Raw genomic sequence first — 16,409 nt, 5'->3', positions numbered from 1 at the left:
CAGGCCGGGGCCCGCCGACAGTGGACCCACCCGGCCGGGGCCGCGTGGGCGTCAGGACCGGGTGGCGGCGAGGACGAGGTCGGCGGCCTCGGCGAGCGGGATCTCCGACTTGTCGCCGGTGACCCGGTCGCGCAGCTCGACCACGCCCTGGGACAGGCCGCGGCCCACGACCACGATGGTCGGCAGCCCGAGCAGCTCGGCGTCCTTGAACTTGACCCCGGGCGACACCCCGGGCCGGTCGTCCACCAGCACGCGCAGGCCCCGGGACTCGAGCTCCGCGCCCAGCTCCAGTGCCGCCTCCACCTGGTGCTCCTTGCCGGTGCCGACAATGTGCACGTCGGCGGGGGCCACCTCGCGGGGCCACACCAGGCCGAGCGAGTCGTGCAGCTGCTCGGCGATGACGGCCACGGCTCGGGAGACGCCGATGCCGTAGGAGCCCATCGTGACGCGGATCGGCTTGCCGTCGGGGCCGAGGGCGTCGAGGCCGGCCGCGTCGGCGTACTTGCGGCCGAGCTGGAAGATGTGGCCGATCTCGATGCCGCGGTCGATGGACAGCGGCGACGCGCAGCGGGGGCAGGAGTCGCCCGCGCGCACCTCGGCGGCCTCGATCGTGCCGTCGGGGACGAAGTCGCGCCCCGCGACCACGTGGGCGGCGTGCTTGCCCGGCTGGTTGGCGCCGGTCACCCAGGAGCTGCCCGTGACCACGCGCGGGTCGACGAGGTAGCGGATGCCCAGGTCGCGCAGCACCTGCGGGCCGATGTAGCCGCGCACCAGGCCGGGGTGCCGGGCGAAGTCCTCGGCCTCGAAGATCGCGGGCTCCCCGGGGGCCAGTGCGGCCTCCAGACGCTTGAAGTCGACCTCACGGTCGCCGGGGACGCCGATGACCAGGGTCTCGACCTTGTCGGAGCCAGGCGTGGAGATCTTGACGACGACGTTCTTCAGGGTGTCGGCGGCGGTGATGGACAGGCCGTGGTGCTCGTTGACGAACGAGACCAGCGTCTCGATGGTCGGCGTGTCAGGGGTGTCGAGGACCCGCTGCTCCTCCAGGCCGTCGAGGGACACGGCGGCGGGGGGTGTCGTGGTGACGGCCTCGGCGTTGGCCGCGTAGCCGCACGAGCGGCAGGCGACGAAGGTGTCCTCGCCCGTGGGGGTCGGCGCGAGGAACTCCTCGGAGGCCGAGCCGCCCATCGCGCCGGACGTGGCGAACACGATCTTGTAGTTGATGCCCAGCCGCTCGAAGGTCTTGATGTAGGTCTCGCGGTGCTGCTCATAGGAGCGCTTGAGCCCGTCGTCGTCGAGGTCGAAGGAGTAGGAGTCCTTCATGAGGAACTCCCGGCCGCGCAGGATGCCTGCGCGGGGCCTCGCCTCGTCGCGGTACTTGGTCTGGATCTGGTAGAGCGTGACCGGATAGTCCTTGTACGAGGAGTATTCGCTCTTGACCATGTCGGTGAAGAGCTCCTCGTGCGTGGGCCCGAGGAGGTAGTCGGCGCCCTTGCGGTCACGCAACCGGAAGAGCGTGTCGCCGTATTCGGTCCAGCGGCCGGTGGCCTCGTAGTATTCGCGGGGCAGCAGGGCGGGGAAGAGCACCTCCTGGCCGCCCATCCGGTCCATCTCCTCGCGGACGACGCGGGCCACGTTCTCCAGCACCATCTTGCCCAGGGGCAGCCACGAGTAGATGCCGGGGGCCACCCGGCGGACATAGCCGGCGCGGACGAGGAGCTTGTGGCTCGGCACTTCCGCGTCTGCCGGGTCGTCCCGCAGGGTGCGAAGAAACAGCGACGACATGCGCAGCAACACGGCTACTCCTTGGTCGAGCCTGGATGTGAAGGACTACAGGCTATCGACTCGGGGCGGCAGGCCGCTCCGGTTAAACGAGGGGCGGAAACCAGCCTGACAGCGGACCGGCGAGCAAGAAGGCGGCCAGGCCGGCCAGCGTGGTGGTGACGGCGAGCGCGCGCACGCGTCCTCGGGCGCCCCTCCGCACGACGATCACCAGGATGACGGCCAAGGAGCCGATCACCAGAGCCGGGACCGGCCAGAACTCCCGCACCTCGCCGATGAAGCCCGGCGTGGCCCGGTCGACCACGTCGGTGAGCAGCACCGCTCCCACGAGGCCGGCGGCGAGGTCGCCCCAGCGGTCGCGCCTGCGCGTCAGGTAGGCGAGCAGCCCCAGACCGACCAGCAGGACGAGCGTCCAGTTGAGCCCGGCGGGGCTGTCACCGACCACGTCGAAGCCGAGATCACCTCGGAACACGCTCCCGCCCATGGCCGCGACCAGCATGGACACGGCGGCGAGGAAGGTGGTCAGCAGCGCCCAGCCGAACCCGGACGCGGTCGCCCCCACGACCAGGGTCAGCGCGAAATAGGCATAGGGATGGTAGATCTGTTCCACCCATCCAGGCCCCCTGCCGGACATGAGCATGCCGATCAGGCCGACGACCAGCCCTCCGAGGAAGGCCGCCAGCACATGACGCTCGATGCCGCGCTGCCGCCGGTCGAACTCGGCGAAGTCGGCATAGTCGATCGCGGTGTCGTTCATCTCCATTCCCTGGTCATCCCTGCCCCGGAAATGTCTTGGGACGACCACCCAAAGACTATGCAACCCTACAGAAAAGGCAAATTTCGGTTAACCCTTTTTGACCAAGCTATTGCTTGTTCGACAGTGGAGTCCCGTCCTCGCCCTGGAGCCTGGGCGGCTAACCGCCGAGGAGCTCCTCCCACGGGTGACGGGTGTTGGTGGCGCGGGTGGTGTCGAGCGCCTCGGCCAGCCTCCAGAACCCCGGCCGGGCTCGTACGCTCACCCTGCCCATCGGGTCGATGGCCCGCAGCACGAAGCGGACGCCCATCACGCGCAGGACGGCCGAGGAGGCTCCGCCGGGGGCGTCGGCCGTGACGAGGCCGGCCATCCGCTCGTCGAGCAGCGCCGCCACCTCGGAGGCGTAGGGGCCGTCGCGCCACTCGAGGTGCCAGCTCCGCTCGGAGCCCCGCCACCAGGTCAGGTCGCGGCAGGACTCGATGAACTCGGCCTCGGCGGCGAGCGCGGCCATCACCCGCCCGAACGCTTCGTACCTGCGGGAGCTCGTGGGCGAGAGGTCGTCGTCCCGGGTGCCCGGGAGCGGACCATCCTTCGGCCGCCGTAGCGCGTGCTTTCGCCTCACGAACACCCACTTTGATCGCGAGCGCGCCCTTCCCGCAAGAGTTTGGTCCCGCCAGTCTCGACGACCGGCCTCCACCCGCCCATGGCGGACTCGACGGGCGGATCCTCCGCGCCGGGCCTCGGCATGCCGATTCGGCAGGTCCTGATATGTCATAAGAAAGGTCAAGTCAGGGTATGGATTCGTCGCTCGGGGCGTCCGGGGATACATCGAACACGCCGGCCCGTTACATCTGGTGTAACGCGGGCTCTCTGTTGCAGAATCGCCGGCTAAGGAGGCGACGTGACATTGCGCGTGGCGGTCATCGGATCCGGCCCTGCCGGGATCTACACGGCCGAGGCACTGGTCAAGCAGTCCGCCGGAGCGGTCGAGGTCGACGTGATCGAGCGGCTGCCCACCCCGTACGGGCTGGTCAGATATGGTGTCGCGCCCGATCACACGTCGATCAAGTCGATCGCCAACTACCTGCGCCGCGTCCTGGAGCTGCCCGAGGTCAGATTTCTCGGCGGGCTCACCCTCGGCGACGACGTCACGGTGGACGACCTGCTCGGCGCCTACGACGCCGTCGTCTACGCCACCGGCGCGATGGTCGACCGCAAGCTCGGCATCCCGGGCGAGGACCTTCCGGGCAGCGTGGCGGCCACCGACTTCGTCAACTGGTACTGCGGCCACCCCGACGTCGACTCCTCCAGGTTCGTCCTCGACAGCTCCGAGGTCGCGGTCATCGGTGTGGGCAACGTGGCCGTGGACGTGGTGCGGATCCTGGCCAAGACGGCCGCCGAGCTGAGCGCCACCGACGTGCCGCACGAGGTGCTCGAACGCCTGGAGGACAGCCAGGTCAAGGCCATCCACATGATCGGCCGCCGGGGCCCCGAGCACGCCAAGTTCACCCTGAAGGAGCTGCGCGAGCTGGGTGAGCTGGCCAACGCCGACGTGTGCGTGCGGCCCGACGAGGCCGTGGTCCTCGGCGGCGACTTCCCCCGGCAGATCCGCGGCAACATCGACGTCCTGCGCTCCTGGGCGGCCCGCGAGCCGACCGGCCGGCCGCGCCGCCTCGACGTGCGCTTCTGGATGCGGCCCGTCGAGATCCTCGGCACCGACCGGGTGGAGGGCCTCCGGCTCGAACGCACCCGGCTGTCGCCCGAGGGCCGCGTGGTGGGCGCCGGCGAGTTCGAGACGCTCCCGGTCGGCATGGTGCTGCGCTCGGTCGGCTACCAGAGCGTCCCGCTGCCGGGCGTGCCGTTCTCGGCCGAGACGATGACGGTGCCCCACGAGGCGGGCCGGGTGCGCGAGCGCGAGTACGTCGCGGGCTGGCTCAAGCGGGGCCCCACCGGCGTGATCGGCACCAACAAGTCCGACGCGGCCGAGACCGTCCGCACCCTCCTGTCCGACCTGGCCGGTCGCGAGCCGGCGCGGACCACCGACATCGACACGCTGCTGGCCGAGCGCGGGCTGCGGCCGGTCAGCTACGAGGAGTGGCTGGCCATCGAGGCGGCCGAGGCCGAGCTGGCCAGGTCGCTGGGCCGGGGCGAGCGGGTCAAGCTGGCCGGCCTGGAGGCCATGCTGCGCGCCTACCGACCTGGGGAGTGATCCGCTTCCCGGCTAGGGTGCGGGACATGCGTGTCAGCCTGGAAGACGTCCCCATCGCCGGGTTCGAGGAGAGCTACCGGGTCCAGCGGGCCCGCTATCCGGGCGCCGGCCCCGACCGCCAGCCGGTGCACACCGTCTACGTGCCCGCCGACCGGTTCTCCGCCACCACGGTCGCCGACTGGGGCGGGCAGGCGCTGGCCCTGGTCTGCGAGCATCTGGCGGGTCCCGCCGAGCTGGCCGAGGTGTTCGGGGTGCCCGGCGACCTGGCGGCCGCCGTACACGAGCGGGTGCTGCGCAAACTCGGCCGCGAGCCGGTCGAGGACCTGCGGATCGACTTCGAGGACGGCTACGGCGTACGTCCGGGGCAGGAGGACGGCGACGCGGAGCGGGCGGCGGTCGCGGTGGCCGAGCTCTGGGCGGCGGGGACGTTGCCGCGCCGGTGGGGCCCGCGGGTCAAGTCGTTCGCCGACGGCGACCCGGCGCGGTCGGTGCGGACCCTCGACGGGTTCGTCACCACGGTGGTCGAGCGGGCGGGCGAGCTGCCTCCCGGGTTCACGGTGACGTTCCCCAAGGTGCTGATGGAGGGCTATCTCCGGCAGTTCGCGGGCGTCCTGGAGCGGCTGGAAGCCGCGCTGGGGGTGCGACTGCGGTTCGAGATGCAGGTGGAGGCGCCGCAGACGCTGGGGTTCCTGAGCGCGGAGCTGGCCGAGTCGCTCGGCGGCAGGCTGGCCGCGGCGCACTTCGGCGTGTTCGACTACACGGCGGCGATCGGCCTGCCGCCGCACGAGCAGCGGCTCGACCACCCGGCCTGCGACCACGCGCGACACGTGATGCGCGTGGCGTTCGCGGACACCGGGGTCGAGCTGTCCGACGGGTCGCTGGCCGCCTCCCCCGCCTCCGGCTCGGCCGGCGACGTGCGGGCGCTGTGGCGCCGGCACGCCGAGCTCGTCAGGCACTCGCTGGCGCACGGGTTCCAGCAGGGGTGGGACATGCATCCCTCGCATCTGGTGAGCCGGTTCGCCACGGTCTACGCGTTCCATCTGGCGCGCTACGACTCCTACCGCGAGCGGGTGCGCGCCTGGGAGGAGCGGCGCGACGCCGGAGGAGGGGTCATGGACGAGCCCGCCACCGTCGGGACGATGGCCGCCGCCCTGCGGCGTGCCGACGCCGCCCTGGACGAGCCTCCGGCCAGGTGACGTCCGGTCCCGGGGCGAGCGTCCGGCCGCGCGACGCTCAGTCGCGCTCGACCAGGTCGCGCCAGCGTCGGACGAGGCGCCACTCGACCGGGTCGGACCAGCCGGCCCGCACCGCGGAGCCGACGTGGAAGGCGCGGATGCCGAAGTCCAGCAGGGTCGGCACGTGCGCGGCCCGGAGCCCGCCGCCGGCCAGGATGATCGAGCCGTCGCCCGCGTCGGCGCGCCCTCTGAGCACGGACATGCCCTCGCCGACCCCGGTGGGTGAGCCCGAGGTGAGGACGGTCGCGAGGTTCGGGAGCAGGCGCACGGCGCGCCAGGAGGCCTGGATGTCGGCCGCGTGGTCGACGGCCCGGTGGAAGGTCCACGGCAGGGGCGACACGGCGTGGATGAGCGCCTCGGTGGCCGCCAGGTCGACGGCGCCCGCGCCGTCGAGGAAGCCGAAGACGAACCCGGCCGCGCCCGCCTGGGCGAGCGCCTTGGCGTCGCGGCTCAGCCGGCCGATCACGTCGGCGCCGGCCGTGAAGGAAGCGTCGCAGCGGAGCATCACCATCTGGGGAAGCGGGCACTCCGCGGCGATCGCGGCGACCGTCTCCGGCGAGGGGGTGAGCCCGTCGGCGGCCATGTCGGCGACGACCTCCAGGCGGTCGGCGCCGCCCTGTTCGGCGGCCACGGCGTCGCGCACGTCGAGCGCGATCACCTCAAGGAGGGATCCGGTCATGCAGCAGAGGCTATAGGGTGCTCTGCACCATTTTGCATGAATGACGGCAGAAGATCCCGTCTCTACCTGGCGCCCGGTTCACCTCGGACGCGAGGGCTGCCCGAGAGGTCAGACCGCGATCAGCTCAGGAACCGTGAGGTCACGGAAGGCCATGACGCCCACGTCCTCCGCACGCCGCTGGAAGAGCGCGCCGGAGCTGCGGTGCGGGAGGTCGACCGTGCGCACGTGCCGGAAGCCGCGGCTGCGGTAGTAGTGCTGCAGCCCGGGGTTCGCCTTGGCGCAGTCGAGCCGCAGCCAGGGCCGCCCGGTCGCGTAGGCCCACGTCCCGGCCCAGTCGAGCAGCGCGTCACCGAGCCCGCTGCCGGACCACTGCCGCGCCACGGCCAGCTTGTGCACGTACAGAGCGGCGCCCGGGTCATCCGCCTGGGTCCAGAACTCGGGGTCGGCGTGCTCGTCGACGGCGATCGTCGCGACGGGCGGCGCGTCCTCGTCGGGGTCGAGGTAGCGGAGCTCGTCGTCCAGCAGGTACAGCACTCGTTCCTCGATCAGGGGCTCGATCCGCGCCGCGCTGAACCCGCCGCGCGGCCACTGCCGCACCCCCCGCGCGTGAAGCCACTCGGCGGTGTCGGCCAGCAGTCTCAGCACGCCCTTGAGGTCGGCCGGCTCGGCCTGGCGCAGGGCGAGCGGGTGCAGGAGGAGGGTGTTCGAGAGCATGATCCATCCCTTCGTCGCATGGTGCGATCAGTTGATGACACAGAGTGACAGTCGTGTAGCGCACTGGATAGGCTTGGGTGACGGAAGGCAATATGAACGGATAAAACGGGTTTCAGGGGAGCGCGCACAACTCCCCTAGCCCTGCGAGGCCGGATTACTCGCGGCGGGCGGCCGGCGGGATCACCCCCAACCGAGCTCGATCAGCGGCGGTCGAGCTCGTACCTGATCAAGTGCTTGTCCGCGGGGAGCACCGACACCGCGACACGCACCGGCAAATCAGCCCTGTCGTAGCCAACTCGGACATACACCACAACTGGGGTACCGAGTTCCAATTGAAGCCTCTCTGCTTCCTCTTGGTTGGGCATACGCGCTGAAATGTCGTCAATTACTCGCATTTGCTCGTGCCCGAGCTCCTCGAGCACCCGGTTCGCGCCGCGCGCGATGTCGCCTGGCCTGGCGATTTCCGAGTTGGCGACCAACTCGCGGGGAAAGTAGGAGTCATTGGTGTTGTACGGCTGCCCGTCCACGAAGCGCAGGCGCCGGCGCACCACCGCGAGCTCACCGTCGGCCAGCTCCAGCCGGCTGGCGATCTCCTCGACGGGGGTGACGGTCAGCACCTCGATGAGCTGAGTCGGCTCCCGGCCCTCCTGCGAGACGGCGAAGGCGAAGGCCTCGCGCACCTCTCCCGTCGGCTGGGGCTCCAGCTCGCGTTGCGGATAGATGAGCAGCGGCCGGCGGTCACGGACCACTGTGCCGCGCCGGGGAGTGCGCGTCACGAGCCCCTCATTGACGAGCTCGCCCAGCGCCAGCCGGACGGTGTTGCGGCTCACCCCGTGGTCGTCCATGAGCTGCGCCTCGGTCGGCAACTGCGCTCCGGGACCGAGGACACCGGAGTAGATGGCTTTACGGAGTTCCGAAGCCACCTGCTGATACAGCACCGACCTTGCCACTTTCACCCCTTTTGTTCCAACAATTTAGACGATCTGGTTCTAGCAGGCCACAACCTCTTGACCGAACGGCTCCGACAGCCGCATCATCCATTCGTTGGTACAAATCCATCGAAAAGCCGGTGAGGAGGTGGAGGCCGTGCTGCCGGTCCGCGCGGGTATGCCATACCTGCCCTGGCATGACCCACACGATGCAACACGTTTACTGCGTTACGCGTCGCATCGCCAGGGGTTCAGCCACACCCACCAGCGCGAAGGTCATGGCACGTCCGTGCACTCCGTGCCGACCGAGCCGACCGTGTGGTGCGAAGACGGTCCGTTCGAGTCTCCTCACCCCCTCACCGACTCCGTGCGCGAACCAACGACCCAGGACTCCATCCCTCGCCGGAGTCCTGGAGTCACCGCGCATGGGGCAGGAAGCGCGCCCTGGCGGGTCCCCCACGCCCGCCAGGGCGCGCGATCCTTTCCTCAGGCCCGGCCCGGCGGCCGGTCGGCCGGGCTTGAGCGCCCCCTTCCCGCCTGCGAGGTGGTCTCGGTGCCGGCGCGACACCCCCTGACCTGGTCGCCGAAAGGGTAGGCGGGGGCCGTCGGGCGGCTTACCGTCCAGGTATGCACACACGCTCCAGGTATCTGCTCGACGTGCTGATGACGGAGTTCGGCGATTCGATCAAGCGCGATCCCGCGGCTTTCCGGCGGAAATTTCGGAAGATGGCGGCCTCGCCGTTCGCGTTCTACCGGGGCAGCGCCTGCCTGTTCTACGCCGACCTGACCGACGCGTTCACGGACCGGTCCTACCTCGACCCGGCGACCAGCAGGGTGTGGATCCACGGCGATCTGCACGCGGAGAACTTCGGCACCTACATGAACGCCTCCGGTGTCCTGGTGTTCAACGTCAACGACTTCGACGAGGCGTACGTCGGGCCCTACACCTGGGACCTCAAGCGGTTCGCGGCGAGCGTGGCGCTGCTGGGGTACGCCAAGGCGCTGTCGGACGACGTGATCGGTGCGCTCGTGGCCGGGTTCGGCACCGCGTACCTGGCCGAGCTGACCGGGATCGCGCACGGCGGGGACGACGCGATCGGGTCGCTCACCATCGACACCACCAGCGGCGTGCTGCACCGGGTGCTGCAGACCGCCCGGCTGAGCACCCGGGTGGCGATGCTGGACGTGGAGACCGTGATCGACGCCTACGACCGGCGCTTCGCGATCATGGAGGGGCGTGAGCCCGTCGACCGGGCGACCCGCTCGGCCGTGCTGACGGCGTTCGACGACTACCTGACGACGCTGCCGGGGCAGGCCAACCCGGTCGAGCACGTCATCAAGGACGTGGCGCTGCGCAAGGGGGTGGGCATCGGGTCGGCCGGGCTGCCCTCGTACAACCTGCTGCTGGAGGGACGCTCGCAGGCGCTGGAGAACGACGTGATCCTCTACATGAAGCAGGCGCAGGTGCCGGCGGTGGCGCGGCACATCATGGACGAGAAGGTGTCTGGATATTTCCGGCATCAGGGGCATCGCACCGCCGAGTCCCAGCGGGCGTTGCAGGCCTACGCCGACCCGTGGCTCGGCTACACGATGCTCAACGGCGTCGGCCAGCTCGTGGCCGAGGTCTCGCCCTACTCCGCCGACCTCGACTGGGACGACGTCAACGAGCCCGACGAGCTCCAGTCGATCATGCGGGATCTCGGTCGGGCGGTGGCGCGCATGCACGCGGTGGCCGACGACGAGTCGAGCCACGACCTGGTGGACTTCTCGACCGAGGAGTCGATCGTGGCGGTGGTGCGAGACGACAAGCCCGGCTTTATCGCGATGCTGGTGGATTTCGCCCATCGGTACGGGGCACAGGCCCGGGAAGACCATCGGACGTTCGTCGACCTGTTCCGCAACGGCCGCCTCCCCGGAGTGTGACGGCCGGCGCGTTCGGGCGTGGGAGGAGCCATCGTGAGGCATCTGGTCGGGTTACTCCTGGGCACGGAGCAGGACTGGCCGGCGGCGTTCGAGACCGTGTTGCGACGGCTCGGGCCGGTCAAGGGCGTGGGCGAGTTCGACGTGGAGCGCATCACGATCGAGCCGTTCGACCTGCGTGACTCCCCGCGTCACGATCTGGTGATCGACCGGCTGGCCTACTGGTACTACCACCCGCGCGAGTGGCTCAAGAAGATCGCCATGATGGACGACGTCTACCTGCTGAACAGCCCGTTCACCTTCCAGTCGATGGAGAAGCAAGCCGCCTACTGCGCGATGATGCGGCTCGGGCTCAAGGTCCCCGACACGGTGCTGGTGCCGTACAAGAATCCGCCCGACAACACGCGGTACGCCTACACGGCGGCCCGCTACAACCGCCCGTTCGATCTCGACGAGGTCGCCGACCGGATCGGCTACCCCCTCTTCATGAAGCCGTACGACGGCGGGGCGTGGCGGGGCGTGTCGCTGGTGCGGGACCGGGCCGAGCTGCACCGGGCCTACGACCAGAGCGGCGAGATGCTCATGCATCTGCAGAAGGCCGTCGAGGGGTACGACGTGTTCGCCCGGTCCCTGTCGATCGGGGCGGAGACGATGGTGATGAGGTTCCGGCCGGACGAGCCGATGCACGCCAGGTACGCGGTGGACCACGAGTTCCTGTCACCCGCCCTGGGTGAGGAGGTGGTCACCATCGGCCGGCTGGTGAACGCGTTCTTCCGGTGGGAGTTCAACTCGTGCGAGACGCTGGTCAAGGGCGCCGACGTGCACCCGATCGACTACGCCAACGCCTGCCCGGACGTGGCGCTGACCAGTCTGCACTACTACTTCCCGTGGGCGATCAAGGCGTTGGTGCGGTGGAGCGTGTTCTGCGTGGGCACCGGGCGCAGGCCCCGGCTCGATCTGGACACCCGCGAGTACTTCGCGGTGACCGGCTCGTACGAGGAGCGGCTCGCGGCCTACCGGCGGCTGGCCGACGCCTACTTCGAGACCGACCGCTACCACGACTTCTGCGAGAGCCGGCTGCGGCACCTCGACGAGATCGTGCTTGACTGGGTGGCCGGGCCCGACTTCGACCGGCTCCTGGTCGACACCGTGACGGCCACCTATCCCGCCGCCGAGCGGGATAGGTTCGTGGCGCACTTCCGCGGGCTGCTGGGTCTGTGGGTGAAGGATTCCGGCTAGCGACCGACCAGTCGGTATGGCATGCTCCAGAACATGACTCTGTTCTCGGTGGAAGGCAAGACCGTCGTCGTCACCGGTGGATCCCGGGGCATCGGACGCATGATCGCGGCCGGGTTCGTCGAGGCCGGCGCGACCGTCTACATCTCCGCGCGCAAGACGCCCGAGGTCGAGAAGACCGCCGCCGAGCTCGGCTGCGTCGGCGTGCCCGCCGACCTGTCCACGCCCGAGGGCGTGGCAGCGCTCGTCGCGGCGGTGGACGGCCCCCTGCACGTGCTGGTCAACAACGCGGGCGCCACCTGGGGCGCGCCGCTGGAGGAATATCCCGAGCACGCCTTCGACAAGCTCTGGAACATCAACGTCAAGGGCGTCTTCTACCTCACCCAGAAGTTCCTGCCGCAGCTGCGGGCCGCCGCGAGCGCCGACGACCCGGCGCGGGTGGTCAACGTGGGCTCCATCGACGGCATCAGGGTGCCGTCGATGGAGAACTACGCCTACTCGGCCGCCAAGTCGGGCGTGCACATGCTGACCCGGCATCTGGCCAGGCAGCTCGCGCCGGAGCACATCACGGTCAACGCGATCGCGCCCGGGCCGTTCCCGTCGAAGATGATGGCCTTCGCGCTGGACGACCCGGCGACCCGCGACCTCGTCTCGTCGAGCGTGCCACTCGGCCGCATCGGCCGCCCCGACGACATGGCCGGGGCGGCGATCTTCCTCTCCTCGCGGGCCGGGGCCTACCTCACCGGCACGATCATCCCGGTGGACGGCGGCATCTCCTGCTGACGGACGTGGCCGACGCTCAGATCAGCTCGCGCAGCGCCCTCGCGAGGTTGGCCGGGGCGCTGGGCTCGTAGCGCAGGAACAGGTAGGGCTCGGTCAGCTCCACCTCGATCACCACGGGGCTGCCGTCGGGAAGCCGGACCAGGTCGATCCGCGCGTACAGAAGGGCTTGGGGGATGGCGGCAAGCACCTTCTCGGCGAGCTCGACCTGGTCCGGTGCTGGGGTGCGCGGCTCCGCCCTGACGTGGTCCGCGCCTGATCTCCCCGGTGACAGCATCGGAGTGCGCCGGACCGCGTGACTGAACCGGCGGTTGAAGTAGAGGAGCGAGGTCTCGCCCTCGGACTCGACCATGTCGAGGTAGGGCTGAACCATGGGGGTGCGGCCGCCGGCCTGGAGCAGGGCGGCGTGGGCCTCGGCCCTGGCCCGGTCGGTGGTCCTGATCGTGTCGCGGGCGCCCGCCGAGATCGCGGGCTTGACCACGTATTCGCGCCAGGCCGGCAGGCGCTCGGCCGACCAGTGGGTGGGCACGATCGGCACGCCCAGGTCGCGCAGGTAGGTCTTGTCGGTGTTGGACTCGAGGACCGAGGCCGGGTTGAGCAGCGGGACCCGGCTCTCCACCCGGCGCGCCCAGGCCAGGAAGTCGGACCGGCGATCGAGATAGTCCCAGACCGAACGCACCACCACGGCGTCGTACGCGCTCCAGTCGACCGTGGGGTCGTCCCAGCGCTCGGCACGGCCGTCGAGGCCCGCCTCCCGCCAGGCGGCCAGGGCCGGCTCACGCTCGTCATCATGGGCGTCACGGTCGTCGAATGTCACATATGCACAGATAGCCATCCGGGTGATGGTAGCCGCGGCGCGAATCGAGCCGTGCCGGGCCTGGCCCCTGCACCGGATCCGCGACCTGCCGACCACGTCAGCCCCTTCGCTCGCATCCACGACAACCTTGACCATGAGTTGATCCATGCATCAAGGCCATGGCGATCCTATAGCCAGGCGTTGACGTTCGATCACGATACGTTACCAAAACATTGTTCGGTCGGGTGGACGCTGACAGAGGATGTCAGCGGAACACTCCTAGGGTCGGGCGCGTGATCTACGAGCTACGCCAGTACACGTTGCGGCCCGGACGACGCGAGACCCTGATCGAGCTGTTCGAGAGGGAGTTCGTCGAGTCTCAGGAAGAAGCGGGCATGGGGGTGGTGGCCCAGTTCCGCGACCTGGATGCACCGGACATGTTCTCCTGGATACGGAAATTTCCGGATATGGAGGCTCGGCGGTTGGCCCTCGCCACCTTCTACGGCGGCCCGGTCTGGAAGGCGAACCGCGACGCGGCGAACGACACCATGATCGACTCTGACAACGTCCTGCTCCTGCGTCCCCCGGCCGGGTCCGCCGACCCGTTCCCGGCCGCCGACCGGCCGCCCATCGGCGCCACCGCCCTGCCGCCCGCACACTACGTGGCCACGATCTACCACGTCGGCGAGGGCTTCTCCGCCTTCTTCGCTGGCCATGTCCGGCCCGTGCTGGCCGAGGCCGGGGTGCCCCCGGTCGCCTGCCTGGAGAGCGAGCACGCGGCCAACACCTTCCCCGCCCTGCCGGTGCGCACCGGCGAGAATGTCTTTGTGTGGTTCGCCCGTTTCGACCGCCCCGAGGACGAGCGTGACGTGCCGCTGCCCATGCTGGAGGGCCGGCTGACCGCCGCCCCCCAGCGCCTGCGCCTCGCCCCCACGGCCCGTTCCGCTCTGCGCTGACCCCGGAGCGGCGCCCCGGCCAGCGCTCGGACCACACTGACGGCCCCGGTCAGGGCTCAGAACACGTTGACAGCCCCGGTCAGGGCTCAGAACACGTTGACGGTCCCGGTCAGGGCTCGGGCCCCGTTGATGCCCCGGTCAGGCTCAGATCACGTTGATGCCCCGGTCAGGGCTCAGATCACGTTGATGCCGCGGGCGGCGAGGATGGCGGCGGCCTGGGCGTGGTTGATCGTGGCGCCCGCGAGGGCCCGGACGCGGTCGTCGTCACAGTCGCCGAGGTCGGCGCCGCGCAGGTCGGCCTTGGCGAAGACGGTCTTCAGCAGCCTGGCGCCACGCAGCCGGGAGTCGCTGAACGTGGCCCCGGTGAAGTCGCACCCCGCCAGGTCGGCGTCGTCGAAGCGGACGCCCTCGATGAGCTCGCCCCGCAGCGAGCAGCCGCCGAGGTTGGCCAGGGTCAGGTTGGAGCCGCTGACCCTGAAGCCGGTGCCCCGGGAGCCGGTGAGCGACGCGCCGATCAGCCGGCAGCCGGTGAAGGAGGCGTCGGTCAGCAGCGCCCCGCCGAAGTGCGCGGCGGACAGGTCGACGTCGGTGAACGTCACGTCGACGAGGTCGGCGTCGACGAACCTGATCCCCGTCCCGCCGCCGCCCGAAAAGGAGGCGCCGTCGAGGTCCGCCTTGCGGAAGTCGGTCCGCTCCAGCACGCACGACTCGAAGCGCGCGCCGGCCAGCGAGGCGCCCCACAGGTCGGTCTCGGTGAGGTCGCAGGAGCGGAAGGTGTGGGTCTCGTCCGGCTCCAGCCGATCGGTCAGAGAGGTGTGGGAGAGGTCTTCGCCGTCGAAGTTCACGGTGTCAGAGGCTACCGGTGATCACCTCCGCCGCGGCCAGGCCGCAGACGGGGGCGGAGCCGTAGGTGGCGATGTGCACGGCGCCCAGGTCGGAGCGCTCGGGCAGGCCCATCTCGACCACCACGGCGTCCGGGCGGGCGCTGAGCAGGTGGCGCAGCGCCTCGGTCTGCCACCGGTGGCGGTGCGCGTCGCGGACCGCGATCGCCAGCGGGCGGCCGGCGGCCTCGCCGATCAGCCGCTCGATCTCGGCGCCCGTCGCCTGGCCCGCGGTGAGCCTGGCGACGCGGGTGCCGGGCAGCAGCCGCCGGAGCGGCTCCCCCACACCCCACGGGGTGCGCCTGTCGATGGCCAGGTTCATCTCGGGGGCCAGCTCGATCACCTGCGCCGGGCCGGCGAACGGCAGCACGGCGGCCGTCGACCTGCGGGTGACCCTGATCGCCCGGCGGGCGGCGGCGAGCCCGAGACGGCCGTCCCGGGCGGCGACGCCGCCCGGGCCGCCCGAGCCGCCCGAGGAGGTGGTCCAGGCGGCCAGCTCGCGGACCCTGCGAGCGGCGTCGGCCAGACGCTCCTCGGGCAGCAGCCCCTGGGTGACGGCGGCGGCGATCGCGTCGCGCACCTCGGCCGCGGTCGTCTCGCCGGCGCGCTCTCCGCCGACGCAGACGGCGTCGGCCCCGGCGGCGATGGCGCGGGCGGACGCGCCGCCGATGCCGTGACGGCCCGAGACCGCCGCCATCTCGATCCCGTCGGTGACGATCACACCGTCGAAGCCGAGTTCCTCACGGAGCAGGCCGGTGAGCACCTTGGGGCTGAGCGTGGCGGGCAGTCCGGCGTCGTACGCGGGCACCAGCAGGTGGCCGGTCATGATCGCTCTGACGCCTTCCCTGATCGCCTCCCGGAACGGGTGCAGCGCGTCCTCGATCCCGCCGGTGGAGACGACCGGGACGCCGTGGTGGGAGTCGACCGAGGTGTCGCCGTGGCCGGGGAAGTGCTTGGCGCAGGCGGCCACGCCGGCCGACTGGAGGCCGCGGACGAAGGCCCTGGTGTGCCGGGCGACGAGCGCCGGGTCGGCGCCGAAGGCGCGCAGGCCGATGACGGGGTTGTCCGGATTGGAGTTCACGTCGGCGGAAGGGGCGAAGTCGATGGTGATCCCGGCCGCGGCGAGCTCGTCGCCCAGGTCCCTGGCGAGCGCCTCGGTCAGCGCCACGTCGTCCACGACGCCGAGGGCGTGGCCGCCGGGGCGGCTGCTGCCGGTGGCCACCTCCAGCCTGGTCACCTCGCCCGTCTCCTCGTCGGTGCCGATCAGGGCGCCGGGGTTCTCCGCCCGGAGCTCGGCCGTCAGGTCCGCCACCTGGGCGGGGCCGGTGATGTTGCGGGAGAACAGGACGACGCCAGCCAGCCCGTCGCCGAGCCGTCGGCGGAGCCAGTCGGGAGGCGTCGTCCCCTCGAAGCCGGGGAGGAGCACGGCGTCGGCCAGGCGAAGGAGGTCACCGCTCGTGGGCATGCCTCGCAATCTAATAGTAAAGTTTCCTATTTGCTAGGGCCCGGCCCCTCCGGCTCGCGCGTACCCGTTCAGC

At 70.6% G+C, this 16,409-nt stretch carries 15 protein-coding genes; 6 read left to right on the top strand and 9 right to left on the bottom strand.

The features are described from left to right. Nucleotides 1-51: 51 nt before the first annotated feature. The 3 genes from IEY82_RS27650 to IEY82_RS27640 form a co-directional block, all read right to left on the bottom strand. Nucleotides 52-1,797 (bottom strand): proline--tRNA ligase, encoded by a 1,746-nt coding sequence (locus tag IEY82_RS27650; protein WP_189127159.1) that lies wholly within the window; start codon nucleotides 1,795-1,797, stop codon nucleotides 52-54. A 70-nt stretch (nucleotides 1,798-1,867) separates the two neighbouring features. After that, a complete protein-coding gene (locus tag IEY82_RS27645; RefSeq protein ID WP_189127158.1) occupies nucleotides 1,868-2,539 on the bottom strand; it encodes a hypothetical protein in 672 nt (223 codons plus the stop codon). Between the two features lie 157 nt (nucleotides 2,540-2,696). Continuing rightward, on the bottom strand, nucleotides 2,697-3,158 hold the full coding sequence (locus IEY82_RS27640; RefSeq protein WP_225263843.1) for a hypothetical protein: 462 nt from the start codon (nucleotides 3,156-3,158) through the stop codon (nucleotides 2,697-2,699). A gap of 279 nt (nucleotides 3,159-3,437) precedes the next feature. Here IEY82_RS27640 and IEY82_RS27635 point away from each other — a divergent pair, with 279 nt between their 5' ends. Both IEY82_RS27635 and IEY82_RS27630 read left to right on the top strand, forming a co-directional pair. Next, nucleotides 3,438-4,745, top strand: a complete 1,308-nt coding sequence (locus IEY82_RS27635; protein WP_225263851.1) for an FAD-dependent oxidoreductase — start codon at nucleotides 3,438-3,440, stop codon at nucleotides 4,743-4,745. 26 nt (nucleotides 4,746-4,771) lie between these two features. After that, nucleotides 4,772-5,941 (top strand): DUF6986 family protein, encoded by a 1,170-nt coding sequence (locus IEY82_RS27630; protein ID WP_189127156.1) that lies wholly within the window; start codon nucleotides 4,772-4,774, stop codon nucleotides 5,939-5,941. A 37-nt stretch (nucleotides 5,942-5,978) separates the two neighbouring features. Here IEY82_RS27630 and IEY82_RS27625 read toward each other — a convergent pair whose 3' ends face one another. The 3 genes from IEY82_RS27625 to IEY82_RS27615 form a co-directional block, all read right to left on the bottom strand. Beyond that, on the bottom strand, nucleotides 5,979-6,659 hold the full coding sequence (locus IEY82_RS27625; protein WP_189127155.1) for a copper homeostasis protein CutC: 681 nt from the start codon (nucleotides 6,657-6,659) through the stop codon (nucleotides 5,979-5,981). A 108-nt stretch (nucleotides 6,660-6,767) separates the two neighbouring features. Beyond that, on the bottom strand, nucleotides 6,768-7,373 hold the full coding sequence (locus IEY82_RS27620) for a GNAT family N-acetyltransferase (protein ID WP_189127154.1): 606 nt from the start codon (nucleotides 7,371-7,373) through the stop codon (nucleotides 6,768-6,770). Nucleotides 7,374-7,573: 200 nt separating this feature from the next. Beyond that, entirely contained in the window at nucleotides 7,574-8,311 is a 738-nt protein-coding gene (locus IEY82_RS27615) for a GntR family transcriptional regulator (RefSeq protein WP_225263853.1), read from the bottom strand. Nucleotides 8,312-8,929: 618 nt separating this feature from the next. Between IEY82_RS27615 and IEY82_RS27610 the strand changes: the two genes are divergently transcribed. Genes IEY82_RS27610 through IEY82_RS27600 form a run of 3 tightly spaced genes read left to right on the top strand, consistent with a single transcriptional unit; the run spans nucleotide 8,930 to nucleotide 12,241 of the window. Continuing rightward, a complete protein-coding gene (locus IEY82_RS27610) occupies nucleotides 8,930-10,225 on the top strand; it encodes a DUF2252 domain-containing protein (protein WP_189127152.1) in 1,296 nt (431 codons plus the stop codon). Between the two features lie 33 nt (nucleotides 10,226-10,258). After that, a complete protein-coding gene (locus IEY82_RS27605; RefSeq protein WP_225263855.1) occupies nucleotides 10,259-11,461 on the top strand; it encodes an ATP-grasp domain-containing protein in 1,203 nt (400 codons plus the stop codon). A gap of 33 nt (nucleotides 11,462-11,494) precedes the next feature. Next, nucleotides 11,495-12,241: an SDR family oxidoreductase gene (locus IEY82_RS27600; protein WP_189127151.1), complete on the top strand. Its 747-nt coding sequence runs from the start codon at nucleotides 11,495-11,497 to the stop codon at nucleotides 12,239-12,241. A gap of 16 nt (nucleotides 12,242-12,257) precedes the next feature. Here the strand turns inward: IEY82_RS27600 and IEY82_RS27595 are convergent, their stop codons facing one another. After that, nucleotides 12,258-13,073, bottom strand: coding sequence for an ATP-grasp domain-containing protein (locus IEY82_RS27595; RefSeq protein WP_189127150.1), 816 nt, complete (start codon nucleotides 13,071-13,073; stop codon nucleotides 12,258-12,260). Nucleotides 13,074-13,327: 254 nt separating this feature from the next. Here IEY82_RS27595 and IEY82_RS27590 point away from each other — a divergent pair, with 254 nt between their 5' ends. Beyond that, entirely contained in the window at nucleotides 13,328-13,990 is a 663-nt protein-coding gene (locus IEY82_RS27590; protein ID WP_225263857.1) for an NIPSNAP family protein, read from the top strand. Nucleotides 13,991-14,163: 173 nt separating this feature from the next. On the opposite strand, the gene IEY82_RS27585 is transcribed toward IEY82_RS27590, so the two are convergent. Continuing rightward, a complete protein-coding gene (locus IEY82_RS27585; protein ID WP_189127149.1) occupies nucleotides 14,164-14,835 on the bottom strand; it encodes a pentapeptide repeat-containing protein in 672 nt (223 codons plus the stop codon). A 4-nt stretch (nucleotides 14,836-14,839) separates the two neighbouring features. Then, a complete protein-coding gene (locus tag IEY82_RS27580; RefSeq protein ID WP_189127148.1) occupies nucleotides 14,840-16,336 on the bottom strand; it encodes a glycoside hydrolase family 3 protein in 1,497 nt (498 codons plus the stop codon). Nucleotides 16,337-16,409: the final 73 nt, after the last annotated feature.

It is taken from the genome of Nonomuraea cavernae, from assembly GCF_014646355.1.
Lineage (GTDB): Bacteria > Actinomycetota > Actinomycetes > Streptosporangiales > Streptosporangiaceae > Nonomuraea > Nonomuraea cavernae.
Note: the sequence above shows the minus strand (reverse complement) of the source record. Positions and strands in the feature narration are given on the sequence as shown.